This is a genomic window from Pseudomonas sp. JUb52 (assembly GCF_004341115.1).
In the GTDB taxonomy this organism is placed as follows: domain Bacteria; phylum Pseudomonadota; class Gammaproteobacteria; order Pseudomonadales; family Pseudomonadaceae; genus Chryseomonas; species Chryseomonas oryzihabitans.
Genome location: NZ_SLYS01000005.1, coordinates 64,704 through 88,430, shown reverse-complemented (window position 1 = coordinate 88,430; position 23,727 = coordinate 64,704). Strand labels below are relative to the sequence as shown.

General features: G+C 66.0%; 22 protein-coding genes and 1 riboswitch. Of the genes, 10 read left to right on the top strand and 12 right to left on the bottom strand.

Annotated features, from left to right (window positions below; genetic code table 11):
• Positions 1 to 55 precede the first annotated feature (55 nt).
• Positions 56 to 2,830: a hybrid sensor histidine kinase/response regulator gene (locus EC839_RS10300; RefSeq protein ID WP_132832535.1), complete on the top strand. Its 2,775-nt coding sequence runs from the start codon at positions 56 to 58 to the stop codon at positions 2,828 to 2,830.
• On the opposite strand, the gene EC839_RS10295 is transcribed toward EC839_RS10300, so the two are convergent.
• Positions 2,814 to 3,209, bottom strand: coding sequence for an acyl-CoA thioesterase (locus tag EC839_RS10295; protein WP_007161577.1), 396 nt, complete (start codon positions 3,207 to 3,209; stop codon positions 2,814 to 2,816). The two genes, EC839_RS10300 and EC839_RS10295, sit on opposite strands and share 17 nt — an antisense overlap.
• A gap of 151 nt (positions 3,210 to 3,360) precedes the next feature.
• A riboswitch (S-adenosyl-L-homocysteine riboswitch) is annotated at positions 3,361 to 3,503 on the top strand.
• A 22-nt stretch (positions 3,504 to 3,525) separates the two neighbouring features.
• On the opposite strand from EC839_RS10295, the gene ahcY reads away from it, so the two are divergent.
• The 3 genes from ahcY to EC839_RS10280 all read left to right on the top strand — a co-directional run bounded on the left by ahcY (position 3,526) and on the right by EC839_RS10280 (position 7,893).
• Positions 3,526 to 4,932, top strand: coding sequence for an adenosylhomocysteinase (gene ahcY, locus EC839_RS10290; protein WP_007161576.1), 1,407 nt, complete (start codon positions 3,526 to 3,528; stop codon positions 4,930 to 4,932).
• A 47-nt stretch (positions 4,933 to 4,979) separates the two neighbouring features.
• Positions 4,980 to 5,816: a methylenetetrahydrofolate reductase [NAD(P)H] gene (gene metF, locus EC839_RS10285; RefSeq protein WP_007161575.1), complete on the top strand. Its 837-nt coding sequence runs from the start codon at positions 4,980 to 4,982 to the stop codon at positions 5,814 to 5,816.
• Positions 5,817 to 6,000: 184 nt separating this feature from the next.
• Entirely contained in the window at positions 6,001 to 7,893 is a 1,893-nt protein-coding gene (locus tag EC839_RS10280; RefSeq protein ID WP_007161574.1) for a DEAD/DEAH box helicase, read from the top strand.
• 83 nt (positions 7,894 to 7,976) lie between these two features.
• On the opposite strand, the gene EC839_RS10275 is transcribed toward EC839_RS10280, so the two are convergent.
• The 3 genes from EC839_RS10275 to EC839_RS10265 form a co-directional block, all read right to left on the bottom strand.
• Entirely contained in the window at positions 7,977 to 8,264 is a 288-nt protein-coding gene (locus tag EC839_RS10275; protein ID WP_007161573.1) for a PA4642 family protein, read from the bottom strand.
• A gap of 117 nt (positions 8,265 to 8,381) precedes the next feature.
• Positions 8,382 to 8,852 carry a WbuC family cupin fold metalloprotein gene (locus EC839_RS10270; protein ID WP_132832534.1) on the bottom strand — a complete coding sequence of 157 codons (471 nt, stop codon included), beginning with the start codon at positions 8,850 to 8,852 and terminating at the stop codon, positions 8,382 to 8,384.
• Positions 8,849 to 9,403, bottom strand: a complete 555-nt coding sequence (locus EC839_RS10265; protein ID WP_007161571.1) for a hypoxanthine-guanine phosphoribosyltransferase — start codon at positions 9,401 to 9,403, stop codon at positions 8,849 to 8,851. The genes EC839_RS10270 and EC839_RS10265 overlap by 4 nt, the downstream gene beginning before the upstream one ends.
• 255 nt (positions 9,404 to 9,658) lie before the next feature.
• Between EC839_RS10265 and upp the strand changes: the two genes are divergently transcribed.
• Both upp and EC839_RS10255 read left to right on the top strand, forming a co-directional pair.
• On the top strand, positions 9,659 to 10,297 hold the full coding sequence (gene upp, locus EC839_RS10260) for a uracil phosphoribosyltransferase (protein ID WP_007161570.1): 639 nt from the start codon (positions 9,659 to 9,661) through the stop codon (positions 10,295 to 10,297).
• Positions 10,298 to 10,299: 2 nt separating this feature from the next.
• A complete protein-coding gene (locus tag EC839_RS10255; RefSeq protein ID WP_007161569.1) occupies positions 10,300 to 11,565 on the top strand; it encodes a uracil-xanthine permease family protein in 1,266 nt (421 codons plus the stop codon).
• Between the two features lie 22 nt (positions 11,566 to 11,587).
• Here EC839_RS10255 and EC839_RS10250 read toward each other — a convergent pair whose 3' ends face one another.
• Complete coding sequence (locus EC839_RS10250; protein WP_007161568.1) at positions 11,588 to 12,643, bottom strand: ferrochelatase; 1,056 nt, start codon at positions 12,641 to 12,643, stop codon at positions 11,588 to 11,590.
• Entirely contained in the window at positions 12,640 to 13,548 is a 909-nt protein-coding gene (locus EC839_RS10245; protein WP_007161567.1) for a TIGR01777 family oxidoreductase, read from the bottom strand. Before EC839_RS10245 ends, EC839_RS10250 begins: the two co-directional genes overlap by 4 nt.
• A gap of 65 nt (positions 13,549 to 13,613) precedes the next feature.
• Between EC839_RS10245 and EC839_RS10240 the strand changes: the two genes are divergently transcribed.
• The 4 genes from EC839_RS10240 (at position 13,614) to EC839_RS10225 (ending at position 18,160) form a co-directional block, all read left to right on the top strand.
• A complete protein-coding gene (locus tag EC839_RS10240; protein WP_132832533.1) occupies positions 13,614 to 14,711 on the top strand; it encodes an NAD(P)/FAD-dependent oxidoreductase in 1,098 nt (365 codons plus the stop codon).
• A gap of 125 nt (positions 14,712 to 14,836) precedes the next feature.
• Positions 14,837 to 15,808 carry a DUF523 and DUF1722 domain-containing protein gene (locus EC839_RS10235; RefSeq protein WP_007161565.1) on the top strand — a complete coding sequence of 324 codons (972 nt, stop codon included), beginning with the start codon at positions 14,837 to 14,839 and terminating at the stop codon, positions 15,806 to 15,808.
• A 10-nt stretch (positions 15,809 to 15,818) separates the two neighbouring features.
• Complete coding sequence (locus EC839_RS10230; RefSeq protein WP_007161564.1) at positions 15,819 to 16,742, top strand: MerR family transcriptional regulator; 924 nt, start codon at positions 15,819 to 15,821, stop codon at positions 16,740 to 16,742.
• Positions 16,739 to 18,160 (top strand): deoxyribodipyrimidine photo-lyase, encoded by a 1,422-nt coding sequence (locus tag EC839_RS10225; protein WP_007161563.1) that lies wholly within the window; start codon positions 16,739 to 16,741, stop codon positions 18,158 to 18,160. The genes EC839_RS10230 and EC839_RS10225 overlap by 4 nt, the downstream gene beginning before the upstream one ends.
• Positions 18,161 to 18,188: 28 nt before the next feature.
• On the opposite strand, the gene EC839_RS10220 is transcribed toward EC839_RS10225, so the two are convergent.
• The 6 genes from EC839_RS10220 to hemA all read right to left on the bottom strand — a co-directional run bounded on the left by EC839_RS10220 (position 18,189) and on the right by hemA (position 23,580).
• Positions 18,189 to 18,713 carry an acyloxyacyl hydrolase gene (locus EC839_RS10220; protein WP_007161562.1) on the bottom strand — a complete coding sequence of 175 codons (525 nt, stop codon included), beginning with the start codon at positions 18,711 to 18,713 and terminating at the stop codon, positions 18,189 to 18,191.
• A gap of 152 nt (positions 18,714 to 18,865) precedes the next feature.
• Positions 18,866 to 19,657, bottom strand: coding sequence for a glutamate racemase (gene murI, locus EC839_RS10215; RefSeq protein WP_007161561.1), 792 nt, complete (start codon positions 19,655 to 19,657; stop codon positions 18,866 to 18,868).
• A complete protein-coding gene (locus EC839_RS10210) occupies positions 19,650 to 20,405 on the bottom strand; it encodes a molybdopterin-synthase adenylyltransferase MoeB (RefSeq protein ID WP_007161560.1) in 756 nt (251 codons plus the stop codon). The genes murI and EC839_RS10210 overlap by 8 nt, the downstream gene beginning before the upstream one ends.
• Entirely contained in the window at positions 20,399 to 21,229 is an 831-nt protein-coding gene (gene prmC / locus EC839_RS10205; protein WP_007161559.1) for a peptide chain release factor N(5)-glutamine methyltransferase, read from the bottom strand. The genes EC839_RS10210 and prmC overlap by 7 nt, the downstream gene beginning before the upstream one ends.
• Positions 21,230 to 21,232: 3 nt before the next feature.
• A complete protein-coding gene (prfA, locus tag EC839_RS10200; protein ID WP_007161558.1) occupies positions 21,233 to 22,315 on the bottom strand; it encodes a peptide chain release factor 1 in 1,083 nt (360 codons plus the stop codon).
• Positions 22,312 to 23,580: a glutamyl-tRNA reductase gene (gene hemA, locus EC839_RS10195; RefSeq protein WP_007161557.1), complete on the bottom strand. Its 1,269-nt coding sequence runs from the start codon at positions 23,578 to 23,580 to the stop codon at positions 22,312 to 22,314. Before hemA ends, prfA begins: the two co-directional genes overlap by 4 nt.
• Between the last annotated feature and the right edge of the window lie 147 nt (positions 23,581 to 23,727).

Genomic DNA, 23,727 nt, shown 5'->3' with positions numbered 1-23,727 from the left:
ACAGACGTGACGGGCTGATCTATAATCGACGTCCGCATTTGCGAAGGGAACTCTCGTGCACCGGCTCTGGATCGCCATAGGCTTTGTGGTCAGCTGGCTGCTGTTGCTGCTGGTGGCCAATTCCGTGCAGGCCGAGAATTCGCCGGATGCGGGCTGGGCGCAATACGAGGACGTCACCGGCGAATTCTCGCTCGACGACGTCCGCGATCGCCTTTCCGCCTTCAAGCCGCTGACTGCCGCCAAGACCCACCGCCCCGCCGGTCCTGGGGCGCTCTGGCTGCACACTCGCATCCAGCCCGATACCCAGCAGCGCCTGCTGCGCATCATCGCACCCAATGTCGGCTATCTGGACTTCTTCGCCTATCGTGACGAGCAGTTGCTCAGCGAGATCCGCGATGGCCTGGCGCGGCCGTTGCTCAATCCGCAGCAGCTCAGTCGCGACTTCGTCTTCCAGATTCCGCAGAGCGACCAGCCGCTCGACCTCTTCCTGAGATTCGAATCGCCCCAGCCGATGCGGATCGCCCTGACCTTGAGCGGCAGTGCCGAGGTCGAGGTGACCCACCGCTTGGTTATGTTCGGCGTGCTGCTCGGCTGCCTGGCCATGCTGGCGCTGTACAACGGCGTCCAGCTGCTCTACCACCGCAGTCGCGCCACCAGCGCCCTGACCTTTCTGCTGGTGATGCTGGTCTGCGTGGCCCTGAACATCTTTGGGCTGAGCAAGTTCTTCCTGGGCAGCTTCAAGGGCCAGGCGCCGTTGCTGACCGATCTGTCGGTGCTCGCCTGTAGCGCCGCTGGCTTGAACCTGATCGGCGCCTTCTTTGGCTGGCGGCGGCTACCGGCCTGGACGCGCCAGCTGATCAGAGGCCTGTTGGCCCTGGTCGGTCTGGCCGCGGTAGGCCGCCTCGCCGCGGGGGATATCTACGTCGGCGACTGGCTGATGGTGGTCAATGGCCTGGCGCTGTTCGCCTGTCTGACCATCGCCCTGGAGCGCTGGCACCAGGGGGCGCGCTATGCGCGACTGCTGGTGGGGAGCTGCGTCCTGCTGACCCTGGCCGGGCTGATCGCCCTGCCGATCCTGGCCGGCTATGCCAATCCGCCGGTGTGGATGGGGCGTGGCCTGATCGCCAGCTGCATGCTCAGCGGCATCCTGCTCACCCTGGCCCTGGAGGAGCGCCGTCGCTATCTGCGCGAGGAGCACTTCACCCGCACCCGCGACAGAGCCGCCAACCATGCGGAGCTCAAGGGCAAGGCCGAATTCCTCTCGCGCATCAGCCACGAGATCCGCACCCCCATGAACGGCGTGCTGGGCATGACCGAGCTGCTGCAGGGCACGGCCCTGTCGGCCAAGCAGCGCGACTATGTGCAGACCATCCACAGCGCCGGTGCCGAGCTGCTCAACCTGATCAACGAGATCATCGACATCACCCGCCTGGAGAGTGGCCAGATCGAACTGGAAGAGGTCACCTTCGACCTCAATGCCCTGCTCGACGACTGCCTGGACATCTTCCGGCCGCGCGCCGAGGAGCACCGGGTCGAGCTGCTCAGCTTCATCCAGCCCCAGGTGCCTCGCCGCTTCATCGGCGATCCGACCCGCCTGCGCCAGATCCTGCTGAACCTTCTGGAAAACGCCTTCCAGCGCACCGAGGAAGGCGAGATCCTCCTGGTGATCTCCCTGGAAGAGGCCACCGGCCAGCCGCCGCGCCTGCGCATCTCGGTGCAGGACAGCGGCACCCCGCTGGACGCGGCCCTGAGTCGCCAGTTGCTGTCCACCCACCTCGACCGCCGCGACTTCCTCGCCAGCGACACCGACAGCCTGGATTTCGGCCTGATCATCGCCCGCCAGCTGGTGCTGCTGATGCAGGGCGACTTCGGCATCCAGAACAACGCCGAGGGCGGTTCCAGCTTCTGGATCAGCCTGCCCATCCCGGCCCAGGCGCTGGTGCTGTCGCGCGGCGACAGCGACTATCCGCTGCAGGACGTGCGGGTGCTGGTGGTCGACGACAACGAACTCTGCCGCAAGGTCCTGCAGCAGCAGTGCAGCGCCTGGGGCATGCAGGCGGTCACCGCCGCGTCCGGACGCGAAGCCCTGGCCCTGCTGCGCACCCAGTCGCACCTGCGGGAATACTTCGACGTGGTGCTGCTCGACCAGCAGATGCCGGGCATGACCGGCATGCAGCTGGCCGCGCGCATCAACGAAGACGAGAATCTCAACCACGACCTCTTGCTGATCATGCTCACCGGCCTGAGCAATGCGCCGAGCAAGGTCATCGCCCGCAACGCCGGCATCAAGCGGGTGCTGGCCAAGCCGGTGGCCGGCTATACCCTCAGGGCAACCCTGGCCGACGAGCTATCGCGCCGCGGCCAGCGGGTCAGCGAACCCGAGCCCGAGGAACAGCCCAGCGGCATTCCCAGCGATTTCCGCGTGCTGGTGGCCGAGGACAACAGCATCTCGGTCAAGGTGATCCGCGGCATGCTGAAAAAGCTCGGCGTCGAACCCGACACCGTGAGCAACGGCCTGGAAGCCTTCGAAAAGCTCCAGCAGAACACCTACGACCTGATCCTGATGGATTGCGAGATGCCCCTGCTGGACGGCTTCGGTGCCACCCGCCGGTTACGCGCCTGGGAACAGCAGAATCATCGTTCGCGCACCCCGGTGGTGGCCCTTACCGCTCATATCCTCGCCGAGCACAAGGACCGCGCCCAGGAGGCCGGCATGGACGGCCACATGGGCAAGCCGATCGAACTCTCGCAGTTGCGCGAGCTGCTGCTCTACTGGGCCGAGCGACGGCGGCTCGACGTGACCCGCGCGGGCCTCAAGGCGACTCCTTGAACCTGTCCTTGACGTAGGTGATCTCGGTCTTGCCGTGAGGGACCGGATTGCCTTCCTCGTCGAGATTGACGAAGACGATCTTGTCGATGGTGAGGATGCTCTTGCGGGTGATCTTGTTGCGCACCTCGCATCTGAGGGTGATGGAGGTACGCCCGAACTCGGTGGCGGTGATGCCCAGTTCGATGATGTCGCCTTGGCGCGAGGCGCTGATGAAGTTGATCTCGGAGATGTACTTGGTCACCACCTTGGGATTTTCCAGCTGCACGATGGCGTAGATCGCCGCCTCCTCGTCGATCCACTTGAGCAGGCTGCCGCCGAATAGGGTGCCATTGGCGTTGAGGTCTTCGGGTTTCACCCACTTGCGGGTATGGAAGTTCATCAGGGCTCCTTGAATTTCCAGGGTCTTAAGGCATCAGATCAGGGTGCGCGCGGTAGATTCCGGTCGACATGAGGCAGAGCGCCACCCTTTGGGTTTATCGCGATCCTCGTTATACTGCCCGCGCATCGCGGCCACCAGGCCGCCCCGCCTTCCGTTCGAGGGGCGCTGCAGCACGCTGCGTTATCCCATCCTAGCCGACCCGCCGCTGGCGCGGGACCCTCGGCGGGCATGACGCCAGACGTTGTCAGGCTCGAGCGGAGCGTTATCAGAACGCATCAACGGCGCCCATTCGCACCTAACGAATGGAGACTCTTCAATGAGCGCTGTCCTCACGCCTGCCGCTTTCAACGATTTCAAGGTCGCCGACATCTCCCTGGCCGACTGGGGTCGTCGCGAAGTCATCATCGCCGAATCGGAAATGCCCGCCCTCATGGGCCTGAGACGCAAGTACGCCGGCGAGCAACCCCTGGCTGGCGCCAAGATCCTCGGCTGCATCCACATGACCATCCAGACCGCCGTGCTCATCGAGACCCTGGTGGCCCTGGGCGCCGAAGTGCGCTGGTCGAGCTGCAACATCTTCTCCACCCAGGACCAGGCCGCAGCCGCCATCGCCGCCGCCGGCATCCCGGTGTTCGCCTGGAAGGGCGAGACCGAAGCCGAATACGAGTGGTGCATCGAGCAGACCATCCTCAAGGATGGCCAGCCCTGGGACGCCAACATGGTGCTGGACGACGGCGGTGACCTGACCCAGATCCTGCACGACAAGTATCCGCAGGTGCTGGAGCGCGTGCACGGCATCACCGAAGAGACCACCACCGGCGTGCATCGTCTGCTGGACATGCTCAAGGACGGCACCCTCAAGGTCCCGGCGATCAACGTCAACGACTCGGTCACCAAGAGCAAGAACGACAACAAGTACGGCTGCCGCCACAGCCTCAACGACGCCATCAAGCGCGCCACCGACCACCTGCTCTCCGGCAAGCAGGCGCTGGTGATCGGCTACGGCGACGTGGGCAAGGGCTCGGCCGCCTCGCTACGCCAGGAAGGCATGATCGTCAAGGTCTCGGAAGTCGACCCGATCTGCGCCATGCAGGCCTGCATGGACGGCTACGAGCTGGTCTCGCCCTATGTCGACGGCCTGAACGACGGCACCGAAGCCTCCGTGGATCGCGCTCTGCTGGGCAAGATCGACCTGATCGTCACCACCACCGGCAACGTCAACGTCTGTGACGCCAACATGCTCAAGGCCCTGAAGAAACGCGCCCTGGTGTGCAACATCGGTCACTTCGACAACGAGATCGACACCGCCTTCATGCGCCAGCACTGGGGCTGGGAAGAAGTTAAGCCGCAGGTGCACAAGATCCACCGCACCGGCCTGACCGTCGATCCGGCCAACGACGACTACCTGATCCTGCTGGCCGAAGGCCGCCTGGTGAACCTGGGCAACGCCACCGGCCACCCCAGCCGCATCATGGACGGCTCCTTCGCCAACCAGGTGCTGGCACAGATCCACCTGTACCAGGAGAAGTTCGCCGATCTGCCGGTCGCCGAGAAGACCGCCAACGTCACCGTCATGGTCCTGCCCAAGAAGCTCGACGAAGAAGTGGCGCTGGAAATGGTGAAGGGCTTCGGTGGCGTGGTGACCCGCCTGACCGAGGCGCAGGCCAAGTACATCGGCGTGACCCAGGAAGGCCCCTTCAAGCCCGACAGCTACCGCTACTGATGGCCAGCCCCGCCCGCCAGGGCGGGGCCGCTCACGAGAGAGACGCCGTGAAACCCAGTCTGAGTTTCGAATTCTTTCCCTGCAAGACCGAAGCGGGCCACGAGAAGCTGATCGCCACCGCGCGGCAGCTGGCGAGTCATGGGCCGGAGTTCTTTTCCTGCACCTATGGCGCCGGCGGCTCCACCCGCGATGGCACCTATCGCACCGTGCGCCAGCTCAACGACGAGGTCGGGGTACCGACCGCGCCGCACCTGTCCTGCGTCGGCGACAGCAAGGCCAAGCTGCGCGAACTGCTGCAGCAGTACCGGGAAGCCGGCATCAACCGCATCGTCGCCCTGCGCGGCGACCTGCCGTCCGGCATGGGCCTGTCCGGTGGTGGCGAACTGCGTTATGCCAGCGATCTGGTCGCCTTCATCCGCGAAGAAACCGGCGATCACTTCCATATCGAGGTCGCCGCCTATCCGGAAACCCATCCGCAGGCGCGCAGCTTTACGGACGACGTGCGCAATTTCGTGTACAAGATGCAGGCCGGTGCTGACCGCGCGGTCACCCAGTACTTCTTCAACGCCGACTGCTACTTCCATTTTGTGGAACGTGTCCGCAAACTGGGAGTCGAAGCCCCAGTGATCCCTGGCATCATGCCGATCACCAACTACAGCAAGTTGGCGCGCTTCTCCGATGCCTGTGGCGCTGAACTGCCACGCTGGCTGCGGAAGCAACTGGAAGCCTACGGTGACGACACCCAGAGCATCCAGGCCTTTGGCGAAGAAGTCATGACCGCCCTCTGCGAGCGACTGCTCGAAGGCGGGGCACCCGGTGTGCACTTCTACACCCTGAACCAAGCGGAGCCGTGTATCGCCATCTGGCGAAACCTCGGTTTTTGAAGTCGGCCACGCGAACTGGCGGCGACTTCACCCAATCGTGATTACCGCTACCGGTCATCGCCCGACTCTTCATCCAGCGCAGGATGACGAGGGCGGGCGAGACGTTCGAAACCTTTCGGACGTCAACCGGAAGCGCAACCGCGCCCCCACGTCGGCGGGACGCCGACAGAGACAGGAACCCCGCATGTCCTTCATTTCCCTCGGTCTCTCCGAGGCCCTTGCCCGCGCCGTGGAAGACGCTGGCTACACGAATCCCACCCCTGTTCAGCAACGCGCCATTCCGGCCGTCCTGCAGGGTCGCGATCTGATGGTGGCTGCCCAGACCGGCACCGGCAAGACCGGTGGCTTCGCGCTGCCGGTGCTCGAGCGCCTGTTTCCCAATGGTCATCCCGATGGCCGCCAGCATGTGGCCAAGCAGCCGCGCGTACTGGTCCTGACGCCGACCCGCGAACTGGCGGCCCAGGTCCACGACAGCTTCAAGGTCTATGCCCGTGACCTGCCCATGCGCAGCGCCTGCGTCTTCGGCGGCGTCGGCCTCAAGCCGCAGGTCACCGCCCTGGCCAAGGGCGTCGATGTACTCGTCGCCTGTCCGGGTCGTCTGCTGGACCTCGCCGGTCAGCAGAGCGTCGATCTGTCCGCCGTCGAGATCCTGGTGCTGGACGAAGCCGACCGCATGCTCGACATGGGCTTCATTCACGACGTCAAGAAGGTCCTGGCCCGCCTGCCAGCCCGCCGCCAGAACCTGCTGTTCTCGGCCACCTTCTCCAAGGACATCACCGACCTCGCCGGCAAGTTGCTGCAGGATCCCGAGCGGATCGAGGTCACCCCGCCGAACACCACCGTCGAGCGCATCGAGCAGCGGCTGTTCCGCATCCCCGCCAATCAGAAGCGCGCCCTGCTCGCCCACCTGATCACCCTGGGTGCCTGGGAACAGGTGCTGGTGTTCACCCGCACCAAGCACGGCGCCAACCGCCTGGCCGAGTACCTGAACAAGCACGGCCTGCCGGCCGCGCCGATCCATGGCAACAAGAGCCAGAACGCCCGCACCAAGGCCCTGGCCGACTTCAAGAGCAACGAGGTCCGCGTTCTCGTCGCCACCGACATCGCCGCCCGCGGCCTGGACATCGACCAGTTGCCCCACGTGGTCAACTTCGAGCTGCCCAATGTCGAGGAAGACTATGTGCACCGCATCGGCCGTACCGGTCGGGCCGGGCGTAGCGGCGAAGCCATCTCCCTGGTTTCGCCCGACGAAGAGAAGCTGCTCAAGGCCATCGAGCGCCTGACCAAGCAGAGCATCCCCGACGGCGACATGCAGGGTTTCGATCCGCAGTCCGTACCGCCGGAGCAGCCGGAAGTGCGCGCCCCGCGCGAGCCGCGTGGCAAGCCGCAGCAGAATCGCCAGAAGAAGGCCGATAAGCCGGCGCGCAGCGAAGGCAAAGGCCAGAATCAGGGCCAGGGCCAGAACCAGGGCAAGGCCGCCAGTGGCGAGCAGTCCGGTGCCCAGCCCCAGGGCGAGCGCAAGGGCCGTACCCGCAATCGTCGCGACCGCCGTGATCGCGACGACGCCGGTCAGGCCACTGCGCAACCCGGCCAGGCCGCGGCCCAGCAGCCGCGCAATCGCGATCCGGAAGAATTCCTGGACGACGATTACGACAACTTCGGCAACAGCGTCGACTACGTCAGCCCTTACCAGGGCAAGGGTCGCAACGGCCAGCGCCGTGGCAACGGCGGCAACGGTGCCCGTCCGGCGGCCGCGAGCAGCAACGGTCAGCAGCCCCGTCAGGGTCAAGGCCAGGGCCAGGGCGCTGCCCGTGCCCAGCGTGGCCAGCAACAGCAGCAGCCCGGCAAGCGCCGTGGCCAGAATGGCCAGCCCCGCGCCGCTCGCCCCTACGAGGCCGCACCCAGCGAGCCGCGTGCCTATGCCCAGGAAGAGCGGGCATCGAGCAAGCCGCAACCGAAGATCGTGCACAAGCCGTCGCGTGCCGACCGCCTGCCGACCCTGGAGCAGTTGGAAGACCTGCCGAGCCGGCCGCGCAGCGAGAAGCCCGCGCTGCTGACCCGCAACCGCGAAGCCTGATGAAGTGCGGGCCGCTCAGGCGGCCCGAACTCCAGGCAAAAAGAAACCCCGCCTTGGCGGGGTTTCTTTTTGCCCGTGGCAGATCAGGCATGCGCGGCGCGCAGGGCGTCGATATAGGGCTCGGCCTGACGATGGCTGCGGATTAGCTCGATGAAGTCTTCACCCTGATCGTTACGGGCATCCAGATCGTAGCCGGCCTCGACGAAGAAGCCGACGAAGCGCTCGAAATCGTCCGGACGCAGACCACGATAGGCCTTGACCAGCTTGTGCAGAGACGCGGGGGTATCGTCCGCCGGCTCGACAGCGAGGAACAGCTTGATCTGCTCGTCGCTGATCTCTTCACCGATGACCTGCTTTTTATCCTTGCGCATCCTTTGGCTACCTGTGCTGGGGGATTCTTTGGAGAAAAGGAGGACCGATTCTAACCCCGCCCTTCGCCTGCCCGCCAGTGACAAAGCCAAGTCAATACCGCGACCTTGGTCAAAAGTTCAATCGAATTGAGCGCGCATCCAGCGGCAATAGCGCTCGGCATCGGCGGCGCCTTCCAGCGGTGCCCAGTCGGGTCGCTCACCCTCGCCCAGGGGCACGAAGGGCCCGGCCTTGCATTCGAAGAATAGGCAATCGCCCTCTAGGGCGACCAGCGCATGGTAGTGGCCGGGGGCGAGATCGACACCTGGGCACCCAGCGCTCTGGGACAACTCGCGGCGCAGCAGCACCTGCCCCTCTTCATTGAAGGTCAGCAGCCCGAGCCGCCCCTGCAGCACCAGCAGACTCTCGGCCTTGCGCGGATCCATGTGGCGATGGGGCGGGATGTAGCTGTCCTCGCACATGCCCACCACCAGCCGGTGGCAGGGCTCGTCCATGGCGTGCAGGTTGTGATGGGCACGGCGGCGCGGACTGGCCGCCGCCTGCCGGAGCAGGTCGGCGAACAGCGCCTGATCGAACAGCCGCGCGGTCACAGCCCCTTCACGGCGTAGATGCCGGGTGCGTTGCGCCAGTAGCCCTTGTAGTCCATGCCGTAGCCGAAGATGTAGCGATCGATGCAGGGCAGGCCGACATAGGTGGCTTGCAGGCCCTTGACCTTGCGGTCGTGGGTCTTGTCGATCAGCACCGCGGTATGGACTTCGCGGGCGCCGGCATGGCGGCAGAAGTCGATGATGGCCTTGAGGGTGTGGCCCTCGTCGAAGATGTCGTCGACGATCAGGACGTCGCGATCGATGAAGGACACCTCGGGCTTGGCCTTCCAGAACAGCTCGCCGCCGGTGGTCTCGTTGCGATAGCGGGTGGCGTGCAGATAGGACATTTCCAGCGGGAAATGCAGCCGGGTGGCCAGCTTGCCGGTCAGGATCAGGCCGCCATTCATGACGCAGAAGACCACTGGATTGCGCTCGGCGAGATCGGCGGTGATGGCCGCGGCGATCCGGTCGATGGCCGCTTCGACCTGGGCTTCGTCATACAGGCAATCGGCTTCCTGCATGACCTGGCGGATGTGGGCGAGATCGGCGGACATGGGGCTTCTCCGGGGGACGGGGCGCCTGACTGATGGTTGGCGCGGATAAAAGGCGGCAAAGGTACAGACACCGCAGACCGATCTCAAGCGCCGCCAGACGGCTACTATTGTCGCAGGGTACTGCCCACCTCGAGTCGGATGCTTTAATGTACCGCGGTTTTTTTGTGCGCCTGCCCTTCCTGTGGCAGGCCTTCGGGCCGCCGGTCGTACCGAAACCGCCCTCGATCCGCTGCCCTACCGTCTCTGGAGAATCCCATGCCCGTCCACGAAATCCGCCACCCGCTCATCCGTCACAAGCTCGGCCTGATGCGGCGCGCCGACATCAGTACCAAGAACTTCCGCGAACTGGCCCAGGAAGTCGGTGCCCTGCTCACCTACGAGGCGACCAAGGACCTGCCGGTGGAAGAGGTGGACATCGAGGGCTGGTGCGGCACCGTCAAGGTGGAAAAGATCTCCGGCAAGAAGGTCACCGTGGTGCCCATCCTGCGCGCTGGCATCGGCATGCTCGACGGCGTACTCAGCCTGATCCCCAGCGCCCGGGTCAGCGTGGTCGGCCTCGCCCGCAACGAATCCACCCTGCAGGCCCACACCTACCTGGAAAAACTGGTCGGTGAACTGGACCAGCGCCTGGCCATGATCATCGATCCCATGCTGGCCACCGGCGGCTCCATGATCGCCACCATCGACCTGCTGAAGAAGGCCGGGGCCAAGGAAATCCGCGCCCTGGTGCTGGTCGCGGCGCCCGAGGGCATCGCTGCGGTCGAGCAGGCCCATCCGGACGTGCGCCTCTACACCGCCTCCATCGACGAGCGCCTCAACGAGCATGGCTACATCCTGCCAGGCCTGGGCGATGCCGGTGACAAGATCTTCGGCACCAAGCAGAAGGACGCCTGAGCATGACCGCGCGGGAACCGCTCTGGCGGGAGATCCTGGTCGGCGCCCAGATGCTCTTCGTGGCCTTTGGCGCCCTGGTGCTGATGCCGCTGATCACCGGCATGGACCCCAACGTGGCCCTCTTCACCGCAGGCTTCGGCACCCTGCTGTTCCACCTGGTAACCGGCCGTCAGGTCCCGGTGTTCCTGGCGTCGAGCTTTGCCTTCATCGCCCCGATCATCGCCGCCAAGGCCGAATTCGGTCTGCCGGCGGTGCTGGGCGGCGTGGTGGCGGCCGGCTTCGTCTACACCTTCCTAGGGCTGGCGGTGAAGCTGCGTGGCGTGGGCTTCATCGATCGCCTGCTGCCGCCGGTGGTGATCGCCCCGGTGATCATCTCCATCGGCCTGGGCCTGTCGCCGGTGGCGGCCAACATGGCCATGGGCAAGGCCGGTGACGGCAGCGCCCAGCTAGTGCCCTATGCCACGGCGATGATGATTTCCATGCCGGCGCTGGTCACCACCCTGCTGGTGGCCATCTACGGCAAGGGCATGTTCCGCCTGGTGCCCATCCTCGCCGGGGTCTTTGTCGGCTACGCGCTGGCCTTCGTCTTCGGCATCGTCCATACCGAGGGCATCGGCGCTGCGCCGTGGCTAGCGATCCCGGCCTTCGTCGCACCGGAATTCCATTGGGGCGCCATCCTGTTCATGGTCCCGGTGGCCCTGGCGCCGGCCATCGAGCATGTCGGCGGGGTGATCGCGGTGGGCGGGGTGACCGGCAAGAATTACCTCAAGCAACCCGGTCTGCACCGCACCCTGCTGGGTGACGGCCTGGCCACCTCCTCCGCCGGCCTGTTCGGCGGACCGCCCAACACCACCTACGCCGAGGTGACCGGCGCGGTGATGCTGACCAGGAACCACAATCCGCGGGTCATGCTGTGGGCGGCGGGCTTCGCCATGGTGCTGGCCTTCGTCGGCAAGTTCGGCGCGGCGCTGCAGACCATCCCGGTGCCGGTCATGGGCGGCATCCTCTGCCTGCTGTTCGGCTCCATCGCGGTGGTGGGGCTGAACATCCTGATCCGCCACCAGGTGGATCTGTCCGAGGCGCGCAACCTGGTGATCGTCTCGGTGACCCTGGTGTTCGGCATCGGTGGCATCGTCTTCGGCAACGGCGAGATCGGCCTCAAGGGCATCTCCCTCTGCGGCCTGATCGCCATCGGCCTCAACCTGGTCCTGCCCGGGCACAACGCCTGGAAGAAGGACGCCGAACCCCCAGAGCGTCCGCTGCTCTAGGGAGTGGCCTCAGGATGCCGGTCTAGGCCGGCATCCGGGGTTGCTCGATCGGCTGCGGCGGCAGCTCCGCCACCTCTTCGCACAGTGCCACCAGCGCCTGCGCCCAAGCCGGGTTGTCGTTGACGCAGGGAATCAGCACCAGCTCCCGGCCACCGGCTTCGATGAACTGCTCGCGCCCGCGATCGCCGATCTCTTCCAGCGTCTCGATGCAGTCGGCGACAAAGGCCGGGCACATCACCAGCAGGCGCTTCACGCCGGCCTTGGCCAGCTCGTCCAGCCGCGCCTCGGTGTAGGGCTCGATCCACTTGTCCTTGCCCAGCCGTGACTGGAAGGACACCGACCACTTGCCATCGGGAATGCCCAAGCGCCGGGCCACCAGCTCGGCGGTGCGCTGGCACTGGCTGCGATAGCAGACGGCCAGGGCCTTGGCGGTGACCTTGCTGCTGTCCGGCGCGCGCAGGTCGTGGCTGCGATCCTTGACCAGCTTGCGGATGTGCCGCTCGGGCAGGCCGTGGAAGGACAGCAGCAGGTGGTCGTAGGGCTCCGCGAGATAGGGTTCGACGCTGGCCGCCAGTGCCGCCTGGTATTCCGGGCGGTCGTAGAAGGGCGGCAGGATCTTCAACGTCAGCGGCAGCTGGTGGGCCTCGATCACCCGCCGTGCCTCGACGATGGCGGTGGTGGTGGTGCTGTCGGCGAACTGCGGATAGAGCGGCGCATAGGTCACCTCGCGGATGCCCTGGCTGGCCAGGCGCTTGAGCACCGACTCCACCGAGGGCTCGCCGTATCTCATGCACAACTCCACCGGACCGTGGCGCCAGAGGGGCCGCACGGCCTCCTGCAGGCGGCGGCTGAGCACGATCAGCGGCGAGCCGTCGTCCCACCAGATCGACTCATAGGCCTCGGCCGAGGCGGCGGGTCGCTTGATCAGCACCAGGGACACCAGCAGACGGCGCAGCGGCCAGGGCAGATCGACCACATAGGGGTCCATCAGGAACTGGTTCAGATAGCGCTTCACGTCGGGGACGTGGGGCGAATCGGGCGAACCCAGGTTGGCGAGCAGCAGAGCGTTGGTAGTCATCGTGAATCCTTGGCAGCGAGCAGGTCGGCCAGGGCGGCGTCCAGCTCGGGATAGCGAAAGACATACCCGGCCGCGAGCAGGCGCTCGGGTCGGGCGCGCTGACCACCCAGCAGGAGGATGGACAGCTCTCCCATCAGGCGCAGGGCGAAGGCGGGAATCAGCAATCGCGCCGGGCGCCGCAAGGCCCGCCCCAGCGCTTCGGTGAACTCGCGGTTGCGGACCGGCTGGGGGGCACAGAGATTATAGGGACCCTGGGCGTCGCTTCGGTTGAGAAGAAAATCGATGGCCCCGATTTGATCCTGTAAATGAATCCAGGGCATCCATTGGCGTCCGCTGCCCAGGCGCGCGCCCAGGCCGAAGCGGAAGGGCGGCAGCAGGCGCAGCAGGAAGCCGTCGTCGGCGGCCAGTACCAGGCCGGTGCGCAGGTTGACCACGCGAATGCCCAGTTGCTCGGCCTCGTTGGCGATCTGCTCCCAGGCCAGACACAGCTCGCCAGCGAAGTCGGGGCCGGCCAGACTGTCCGCCTCGCTCACCGGCTTTTCGCCGCTGTCGCCATAGAAGCCGGTAGCCGAGCCGGAGAGCAGGACCGCGGGTTTCTGCGGGCGCCCGCGCAGCCACTCGATCAGCCGCTCGGTGGTGCCGATGCGGCTCTGCCAGAGTTCGGCCTTGCGACTGCGCGTCCAGGGCTTGTCGGCGATGGGCGCGCCGGCCAGGTTGACCACCGCGTCCAGATGTTCGTCGCCCAGCGCGTCCAGCTGGGCGATGCCGCGCACGCCGGGTCCGCATTCGCGCGCCACCCGCGCCGGGTCGCGGCTGAGCACGGTGAGCTGGTGCCCGGCAGCCGCCCATTGGCGGCACAGCGCGCGGCCGATCAATCCGGTGCCACCTGTCAGCAGGATATGCATGTCGTCACTTCCTTCTCGTATTGCCCTGCCGCCCGTATGCATCTGAACGAAGGGAAGAGGATTGTTTGGTATGGTCGTGGGTCGAAAGATCCAGAACGGTTGCCAGTCGTAGCCGTAGAGCCCTTGCGCGCGTAAACGTTCGACAAGGGCGAATCGTCAGACAAGCGAGGTCCATCATGACTGCCCCCATCGCCATCGTTGGCGCAGGAATAGCCGGACTTGCCGCGGCCCAGACGCTGATTCGCGCCGGGCAGCAGGTCCAGATCTTCGACAAGAGCCGCGGCAGCGGCGGCCGCATGGCCAGCAAGAGAAGCGAAGCCGGTGCCCTGGACCTGGGCGCCCAGTATTTCACCGCCCGCGACCGGCGCTTCATCGACGCCCTCAACGAGTGGCGGCGCGCCGGTTGCGCGGCCGAATGGAACCCGGTGCTCTACCAGTATCGCGACGGGCGCCTGAGTCCCTCCCAGGACGAGCAGCCGCGCTGGGTCGGGGTGCCGCGCATGAGCGCCATCACCCGTCACCTGCTGGCCGATCTGCCGGTCACCTTCGACTGCCGCATCACCGAGGTCTTTCGCGGCGCCCAGCACTGGCATCTGCTGGACGCCAGCGGCGAGACCCACGGCCCCTTCGCCCAGGTCGTCATCGCCATGCCGGCGCCCCAGGCCACCGCCCTGCTCTCCAGCGTGCCCAAGCTGGCGGCTACCGTCGCTGGCGTCAGCATGGAGCCGACCTGGTCGGTGGCCCTGGCCTTCCCCACGCCGCTGCAGACTCCGGTGGAAGGCTGCTTCGTGCAGGACAGCGAACTGGACTGGCTGGCGCGCAATCGCTGCAAACCCGAACGCGACGCCACCCTGGACACCTGGGTCCTGCATGCCACCAGCGCCTGGAGCAAGGCGCACCTCGATGCCTCCAAGGACGAGGTGATCGAACGCCTGCACGGTGCCTTCGCCGAGCTGATCGGCTGTCCGCTGCCGGCGCCGACCTTCAGCCTGGCCCATCGCTGGCTCTATGCGCGCCCTGCGCAACCTCACCAGTGGGGCGCCCTGGGCGACCCCGACATGGGCGTCTTCGTCTGTGGCGATTGGTGCTCCAGCGGTCGGGTGGAAGGTGCCTGGCTGAGTGGTCATGAGGCGGCGCAGCAGCTCCTGGGCAGTCTGGATTAAGCGACGAAGCGCACGCCGTCTGTAACCTGTGGCGAATCTTTTGCCGCCGCCCCCTGTCGAAAGTTGCACCAAACTTGTACAAATAGGAAAGCCTTGTACAAGAAAATACTCGACAGGGGATCTCCATGCTTGCCAATTCATCTTCCAGCCTGCCCCGCCCGCGCCTGGGTATCAGTGCGTGCCTGTTGGGTGACGAAGTCCGCTACAACGGTGGACACAAGGAATCCCGGCTCTGCAGCCAGACCTTCGCCGAGCACTTCGATTTCGTCCGGGTCTGCCCGGAAATGGCCATCGGCCTCGGCACGCCGCGCGAACCCATCCGCCTGGTAGGCGACTCCCAGGCGCCGCGCGCCGTGGGCACCCTCGATCCCAGCCTGGACGTGACCGCGGCCCTGACCCGCTATGGGGAAAAGATGGCAGGAGAGCTCACCGACCTGTCCGGCTTCATCTTCATGCAGAAATCGCCTTCCTGTGGCATGGAAAGGGTCAAGGTCTATCACGCCAATGGCCAGGGCAGCGAAACCGACGGTCGCGGCCTGTTCGCCGCCGCCATCATGCGTCTACGACCGGACTTGCCGGTGGAAGAAGCCGGGCGCCTGAACGATCCGGTGCTGCGGGAAAACTTCGTCACCCGCGTCTTCGCTCACGCTCATTGGCTGCAGCTCATGCAACAAGGCCTGACGGCACGTGCCCTGCTGTCCTATCATTCGCGCTACAAGTACCAGCTCATGGCCCATGATGCCCACCGGGCCCGGGCGCTTGGCCAGTTGGTCGGCAGCATCGGCCAGCGCAATCTGGACGAGCTGGGTCAGGAGTATTTCAGTGGCCTGATGGCTGCACTGAAAAAGTGCGCTACCCGTGGTACTCACTGCAATGTGCTCTATCATTTATTCGGTTATCTGCGTCGGGTCCTGAGCGACAGCGAGAAGCAGGAAATGCAGCAGCTCATCGAGCAGTACCACGAGGGCGTCGTCCCTCTGGTGGTGCCTCTGACGCTGCTCAAGCACCACTTCCGCCAGCATCCGGATCGTTATGTGAACGAGCAGGCCTATCTCCAACCGCACCCCGAACGCCTGAGTCTGCGAAATGCCATCTAGCGCCACTCCCTTGCCATCGCCGCCACTCGGCGAGGATCAGGACTATCAGTCCGCCCTACACGAGGGCTGGCTGCCCATCCGGGAAATCGCCCGGCGCACGGGCGTGAATGCCGTGACCCTGAGAGCCTGGGAACGTCGCTATGGCCTATTGGTCCCGAAGCGCACGCCCAAGGGCCATCGGCTGTACAGCGAGGCCCACGTGGTCCGGGTGCAGCAGATCCTCGCCTGGATCGCCCGCGGCGTGGCGGTCAGCCAGGTCAAGGGCCTGCTCGATGAGCAGCGGCCCGCCGCGGTACCCAGCGATACGCCCTGGCAGGGCATCCACCAGGAGATGATGGACGCCATCGGCCGGCTGGCTTCGAGGGCCCTGGACGAGGCCTACAATCGCGCTGCCTCGCTCTATCCGCCTCGGGTGCTGCTGGACCAGTTGCTCTGGCCGCTGCTGCGGGAGCTGGAGCGCCTGAGCCAGGCTACCGACGATGGCCGCCTGCAACAGGTGTTCTTCCAGTCCTGGCTGCGCAGCAAGCTGGGTGCGCGGATCTACCACAGCCAGCACAGCCTGCGTGGCGCACCGCTGATACTGCTCAATCTCGACCCTACACCCATGAACGTGTCGCTGTGGCTCTGCGCCTGGTTGATCAGTGCCGCGGACTGCCCTGTCGAAGTGGTGGAGTGGTCGGTTCCCGCAGGGAATCTGGATCGCCTGGTCGAGCAGTTGGAACCTCGGGCGTTGGTGCTTTGCCGCGACAGCCGGCCCGACATAGAGCTGCGTCGCCAGCTGCAGACCTTTGCCAACCGCCATGCCCGCCCCTGCCTGACCCTGGGCGCCCTGGGCGAGTCCCTGACCGCCGACGCCGCACCGGCGCGCAGTCCGGGCGAGGCCTTCGATCGCCTGCAGAGTGCCGGATTGCTGCGTCAGGAACGCCATGCATGAGTCAGCTCGTCTGGTTTCGTACCGACCTGCGCACCCTTGACCATCCCGCTCTTCACGCCGCCACCGAACAGGGTCCGGTGGTGGCCGTATTCCTGCTGAGTCCTGCCCAGTGGCAGGAACATGACGAGGCGGCGGTCAAGGTCGATTTCTGGCTGCGCAATCTCGCCGAACTGGGCAAGACACTCGGCTCTCTCGGTATCCCCCTGCTGGTGCGCAGCGCCGAACGCTGGGAACAGGCACCCCAGGTATTGCTCGAACTGGCCAGGGAGCTGGGCGTCGAACATCTGCACTTCAATGACGAATACGGGGTCAACGAAGCCGCGCGCGACGACGCCGTGGCTGAAGCCTTCGAAGCGGCGGGGCTGACGACCCATCGCTATCTGGACCAGACGCTGTTCGCGCCGGGTACGGTGCTGACCAAGAGCGGTGGCTATTTCAAGGTCTTCGGCCAGTTCAGGAAGACCTGCCTGGCGCGCCTCGAAACCAGTCTGCCAACGCTCCTGCCCGCTCCCAACAAGCAGAAGAAAAACCTGGTCCAGGCGGATGACCTGCCCACCTCGGTCGCCGGCTTCGCGGCCATCCCGGCCGAGGTGAAACAGCTGTGGCCGGCCGGTGAAGAGGCCGCCCTGCAACGTCTGCAGGCCTTTATCCACGACGACCTGGAAGACTATCACCAGGCGCGGGACATTCCCTCGGAACCCGGTACCAGCCAGTTGTCCGCCTACCTCAACGCCGGGGTACTGACACCCCGCCAGTGCCTGCAGGCAGCGGTCCGGGCCAACGACGGCCTGCTCAGCGGCGGCAGCCAGGGTGCGGCCACCTGGATCACCGAGTTGCTCTGGCGCGAATTCTATCGCCACGTACTGGTGGGCTATCCTTGGGTTTCACGGCATCAGCCATTCAACCGGGACCTGACCGCCCTGCCCTGGCGCGACGATCCCGAAGGCCTTGACGCCTGGCAACAGGGACGCACCGGGATTCCCATCATCGATGCCGCCATGCGCCAGCTCCTGCAGACCGGCTGGATGCACAATCGCATGCGCATGCTGACCGCCATGTTCCTGTGCAAGAATCTGTTGATCGACTGGCGTGAAGGTGAACGCTGGTTTATGCAGCACCTTATCGACGGCGACTTGGCCTCCAACAACGGCGGCTGGCAGTGGAGCGCCTCCACCGGTACCGATTCGGTGCCCTATTTCCGGGTGTTCAATCCCCATACCCAGGCGCTCAAGATCGATGCCCGGGGCGACTATGTGCGGACCTGGATACCGGAGCTGGCCGAGCTCAAGGGCAAGGCCGTGCACACCCCCGGGGGCCGCTATCTCACGCCGCTGGTGGACCTGGGCGAAAGTCGCCAGCGCGCCCTGGCCGCCTACCGCGGCATGGCGCGCAAGACGGAGACGAAAAAGCCGGACTAGGTCCGGCTTTTTTCATATCAGCCCTGGATCAGAGGGTATGGCTGTAGAACAGCGCATAGGACTCGATGCCATCGTTGGGCTGCTTGATGCCAGCGTTGGAATAGTGGGTCGCACGGATGCCGACGCGCTGGGTATCGCCGATCTTCAGGCCCAGGCCGATACGGTCTTCGAAATTGAAGGCCGAACCCAGGTCCTGCTCGCCGACCTTGGTGCTGGAGAAGACCGAGACGCCGATACCGGCCTCGACGAAGGGCTTCACCTGGCCCTGGCCGAATTCGTAGACGAACACCGGGGCGAAGGACAGCGAATGCTGGTCGGAAGAGCGCCCATTGTCACCTTCCCAGTAGGTGTAGCCTGCATCCCAGTAACCGGTCAGACGGCCGGTGGAGCTCTGCCACCAGCTCTTGTCCCAGTTCCAGCCGGCACCGATGCGGTAGGTCATGCCGCTCTGGCTGGTGGCGCCGACCGCCCCGGTGATTTCCACAGCCTGTGCCGATGCCACGCTACCCAGCGAAAGCGCGGCGGCTACTGCGAGGGAAAGCAATTTGTTCATGAGAGTGCCCTTATGGATGTTTCTAGTTTTTACGAACCGCCAGCATTGACCCCTAAATCGTGAAGGTGTTCACAGGCTGGGACATTTTTACCTACAAGGTCGGATGCTAGTCGCTGGACGGGTATTTGGCGAGCGAAAGCCTTAGAGAAAAGTCAGACGAACGCCTTTACCTCGGCGCCTGCCGGCCAGAGTTGCGGCAATACCGCCTCCAAATCGGCGGGATCGCCGGACGTCCAGATCCGCGTCGGGCCGGCGGGTCCGCGAGCCAGGCGCTGGTCCTGCGCCAGCAGACTCTGCAGGCGCCGGGCCACCGCGGCGCCGGTGTCCACCAGGATGATTTGCGGCGGCACCAGTTCGGCCAGCAGGGGGCGCAGGAAGGGATAGTGGGTGCAGCCCAAGATCAGGGTGTCGCACTCTGCCGTCAGCAGCGGCTCGAGAAAGCCCTGTAGCAGGCGCCGGGTCTCGGGGCCGTGCAGATCGCCGCGCTCGACCTGCTCCACCAGTCCCGGGCAGGGCTGGGTCACGACCTGGACGCCCAGGGCGAATCGGTCCAGCAAGGCGGCGAACTTGGCGCTCTGCAGCGTGCCCGTGGTCGCCAGCACCCCGACCCGGCCATTGCGGGTGGCGGCGGCCGCCGGCTTCACCGCCGGCTCCATGCCGACGATGGGCCAGCGGGGATAGCGTTCGCGCAGATCGGCCACCGCCGCAACCGTGGCGGTGTTGCAGGCCACCACCAGGGCCTTGGCACCCTGGGCGTGCAGCCGCGCCGCGATCAGCTGGCAGCGCTCGCGGATAAAGGCGGGGGTCTTTTCCCCATAGGGGATATGGCCGCAGTCGGCGATGTAATGCAGGGTTTCCGCCGGCAACAGCTGGCGGATCTCCGCCAGCACCGACAGGCCGCCGACGCCCGAGTCGAAGACTCCGACCGGCGCCTCGTCAGCCATGGCGGGCGCCGCACACCGGGCAACCCGGATCGCGCCTGACGCGCAATTCGCGGAAGCGACTGCTCGCGGCATCCACCAGCAGCAGTCGTCCCACCAGCGGCTCGCCGAAGCCGGCCAGCAGCTTGAGCGCTTCCAGTGCCTGCAGACTGCCCACCAGGCCCACCACCGGACCAAGCACCCCGGCTTCGCTGCAACTGAGCTCGGCTTCGCTGCCCTCGCCATAGAGGCAGTGATAGCAGGGACTGTCGGCGCGACGCGGATCGAAGACGCTGAGCTGGCCTTCCAGGCGAATGGCCGCGCCACTCACCAGCGGCCGCCCGGTGGCCACGCAGGCGGCATTGACTGCCGCCCGGGTGCTGAAGTTGTCCGAGCAGTCCAGCACCAGGTCCACCGCGGCGATGCGCGCAGCCAGGCTGTCGGCGTCCAGCGCCTCACGCAGCGGCACCAGGCGTACCTCGGGATTGAGCGCCGCCAGCCGCTGCAGAGCGGAATCCACCTTGCCCTGGCCGATGCGGCTCTCGTCATGCAGCACCTGGCGCTGCAGATTGCTCAGGTCCACCTGGTCGAAGTCGGCCAGGTGCAATTCGCCGACACCGGCGGCAGCCAGGTAGAGCGCCACCGGCGACCCCAGCCCGCCGAGGCCGACGATGAGCATCCTGGCGTTCTTCAGCCGCAATTGTCCGGCGATATCCACCTGGGCCAGCAGGATCTGCCGGCTGTAGCGCAGCAGTTCGCCGTCGCTCAGCATGGCCAGCGGCCTCCGCTGATGCGCGCGTGACCGCCCAGGTCCTGGCGACTCTCGACCTCGATGAAGCCCTGGCGGACCAGCAGTTCGCGTACCGCGGCGGCCTGCTCGAAGCCGTGCTCCAGCCACAGCCAGCCACCCGGCTGCAGGTGCGCGGGCGCCGCCGCGATCAGCTCGCGGATGTCGTCCAGACCATCGGCACCGGCCACCAGGGCGCTGCGCGGCTCGAAGCGCACATCGCCTTCGTCGAGATGGCGATCGCTGCCGGCGATATAGGGCGGATTGCTGACGATCAGCTCGAAGCGCTGTCCGGCGAGGGCCGCGAACCAGTGACTCTGCTGGAAGCCGACGTTGCCCAGCCGCAGGCGCTGAGCGTTGCGCCGGGCCAGTTCCACCGCGGCCGGAATGCGATCCACCCCGCTGACCTGCCAGCGCGGTCGTTCATGGGCCAGGGCCAGGGCGATGGCGCCGGTACCGGTGCCCAGGTCCAGCACCCGCACCTCGTCGGCCAGGGGCAGCGCCAGGGCGGTTTCCACCAGCACCTCGGTGTCGGGACGCGGGATCAGGGTATCGGGGCTGACCTCCAGATCCAGCGACCAGAAGCCCTGCTGGCCAAGGATATAGGCCACTGGCTCGCCCTGCCGGCGACGTTCGAGATCGGCCTGGAACCGTGCCAGGGCCTCGCGCGGCACCAGCTTTTCCGGCCAGGTGCGCAGGTAGCTACGCGGCTTGTCCAGGGCGGCCGCCAGCAGCAATTCCACGTCGAGGCGGGCGCTGGGCGAATCCGGCAACTGGCTTTCGCGCACCAGGGCGCCGATGGTGGCCATGGCTCAGTCTCCCAGGGCCGCCAACTGGTCGGCCTGGTATTCCTGCAGCAGCGGGTCGATGACCTGCTGGACGTCGCCGTTGACCACCTCGCCGAGGGAATAGAGGGTCAGGTTGATGCGGTGATCGGTCACCCGCCCCTGGGGGAAGTTGTAGGTGCGGATGCGCTCGGAGCGGTCACCCGACCCCACCAGCAGCCGGCGGGTGTCGGACATTTCCTTGTGCGCCGCCGCGTCCTGCTGGTCGTTGAGCTTGGCCGACAGCCAGGCCATGGCCTTGGCGCGGTTCTTGTGCTGGGAGCGTTCTTCCTGGCATTCCACCACGATGCCGGTGGGCAGGTGGGTGATGCGCACCGCGGAATCGGTCTTGTTGACGTGCTGACCGCCCGCGCCGGAGGAGCGATAGGTGTCGACGCGCAGATCGGCCGGATTGATCTCGATGGCCTGCTGCTCGTCGGGCTCGGGCAGCACCGCCACGGTACAGGCCGAGGTGTGGATACGACCCTGGGATTCGGTTTCCGGCACCCGCTGCACCCGGTGCGCGCCGGACTCGAACTTGAGCTTGGCATAGACGTTGTCGCCCTCGACCCGGGCGATGACCTCCTTGAAGCCGCCGTGCTCGCCCTCGTTTTCCGAGAGCACCTCGAGGCGCCAGCCCTGGCGTTCGGCATAGCGCGAATACATGCGGAACAGATCGCCGGCAAAGATCGCCGCCTCGTCGCCACCGGTACCGGCGCGAATTTCCAGGAAGACGTTGCGGCCGTCGTTGGGATCGCGCGGCAGCATCATGCGCTGCAACTCGTCTTCCAGTTCCTGCAGGCGCGCCTTGGCGGTGCCGACCTCTTCCTCGGCCATCTCGCGCAGATCCGGATCGCTGTCCTTGAGCAGCGCCTGAGCGCCCTCCAGGTCGGCCTGCACCTTGCGGTATTCGGTGAACGCCTGGCTGACCGGCTCGAGTTCGGCGTATTCCTTGGAATAGGCACGGAACTGGGTCTGGTCGCTGATGACTTCGGCGTCGCCCAACAGCGCGGTCAGCTCCTCGAAGCGGTCCTGCAGACCGTCGAGCTTGTGCAACAGAGAGGTCTTCATGTCTTGTCCAAACCCTCGTCGAGGGCGAAGAGTTCCTGAGCCAGGGTCAGCGCATCGACGCGTCCCTCGGCGGATAGTTTCTTGAGCTGCACGCTCGGTGCGTGCATCAGCTTGTTGGTGAGGCTGCGCGCCAGGGCGGCCAGGGCTTCCTGGGGATCGGCGCCATTGGCCAGCTGGCGTTGGGCGCGAGCCAGTTCGTCGTCGCGGATCTGCTCGCCCTGCTGGCGATAGGCGCGGACCACGTCCACCGCGGCGCGCTCGCGCAGCCGCTGCATGAAGTCGTCGACCCCGGCCAGCACCAGCTTCTCGGCGGCCTGGGCCGCGCCCTGACGACTCTTGAGATTTTCCGCCACCACCTCGTGCAGGTCGTCCACCGTATAGAGATAGACGTCTTCCAGCTCGCTCACCTCCGGCTCGATGTCGCGCGGCACGGCGATGTCGACCATGAAGATGGGCTTGTGCCGACGCTGCTTGAGCGCCCGCTCCACCGCACCCTTGCCGAGGATGGGCAACTGGCTGGCGGTGGAGCTGATGACGATGTCGCTGTTGACCAGTTCGTCGGGAATGTCGGCCAGCAGCACGGTATGGGCGCCGAATTCCTCGGCCAGGTGGCTGGCGCGCTCCAGGGTGCGGTTGGCGACGACGATGCGCCGCACGCCCTGTTCATGCAGATGGCGGGCGACCAGGGTGATGGTCTCGCCGGCGCCGATCAGCAGCGCCTGGCTGCGGCTGAGGTCGCTGAAGATCTGCTTGGCCAGGCTGACCGCAGCAAAGGCCACCGACACCGGATTCTCGCCGATCGCCGTGTCGGTGCGCACTGCCTTGGCGGTATTGAAGGTGGCCTGGAACAGCCGGCCCAGCAATGGCCCCACGGTGCCGGCCTCGCGGGCCACGGCATAGGCCGACTTGAGCTGGCCGAGGATCTGCGGCTCGCCCAGCACCATGGAGTCCAGCCCGGCGGCCACCCGCATCATGTGGCGCACCGCGGCTTCGTCCTGGTGCAGATAGATGCTGGCACGCAGGTCTTCCAGGGGCACCCGGTGGTACTGGGCGAGCCAGGCCAGCACGGCGTCCGCCAGACTGGGCTCCAGCTCCAGGTAGAGTTCGCTGCGATTGCAGGTGGACAGAATCGCCGCTTCGCGACTGTGGGTGGCCTGCTCCAGCTGGCGCAGGGCCTCGACCGTCTGCTCCGGAGTGAAAGCCACGCGTTCGCGCACCTCAACCGAGGCGGTCTTGTGATTGATGCCGAGCGCGAGAAAGGCCATGGACGCAAGCAGTCGAACGGATTGGGAAAGCCGAACATTGTCCTACGCGCGGGCGGTGGCGACAACCAGCAGCGACGAGACGTCGGACAATCGCCGTCATAGCCTGGGCGAATGAATCTTGCCGGGCAAAAGGCGTCAACAGCCTCG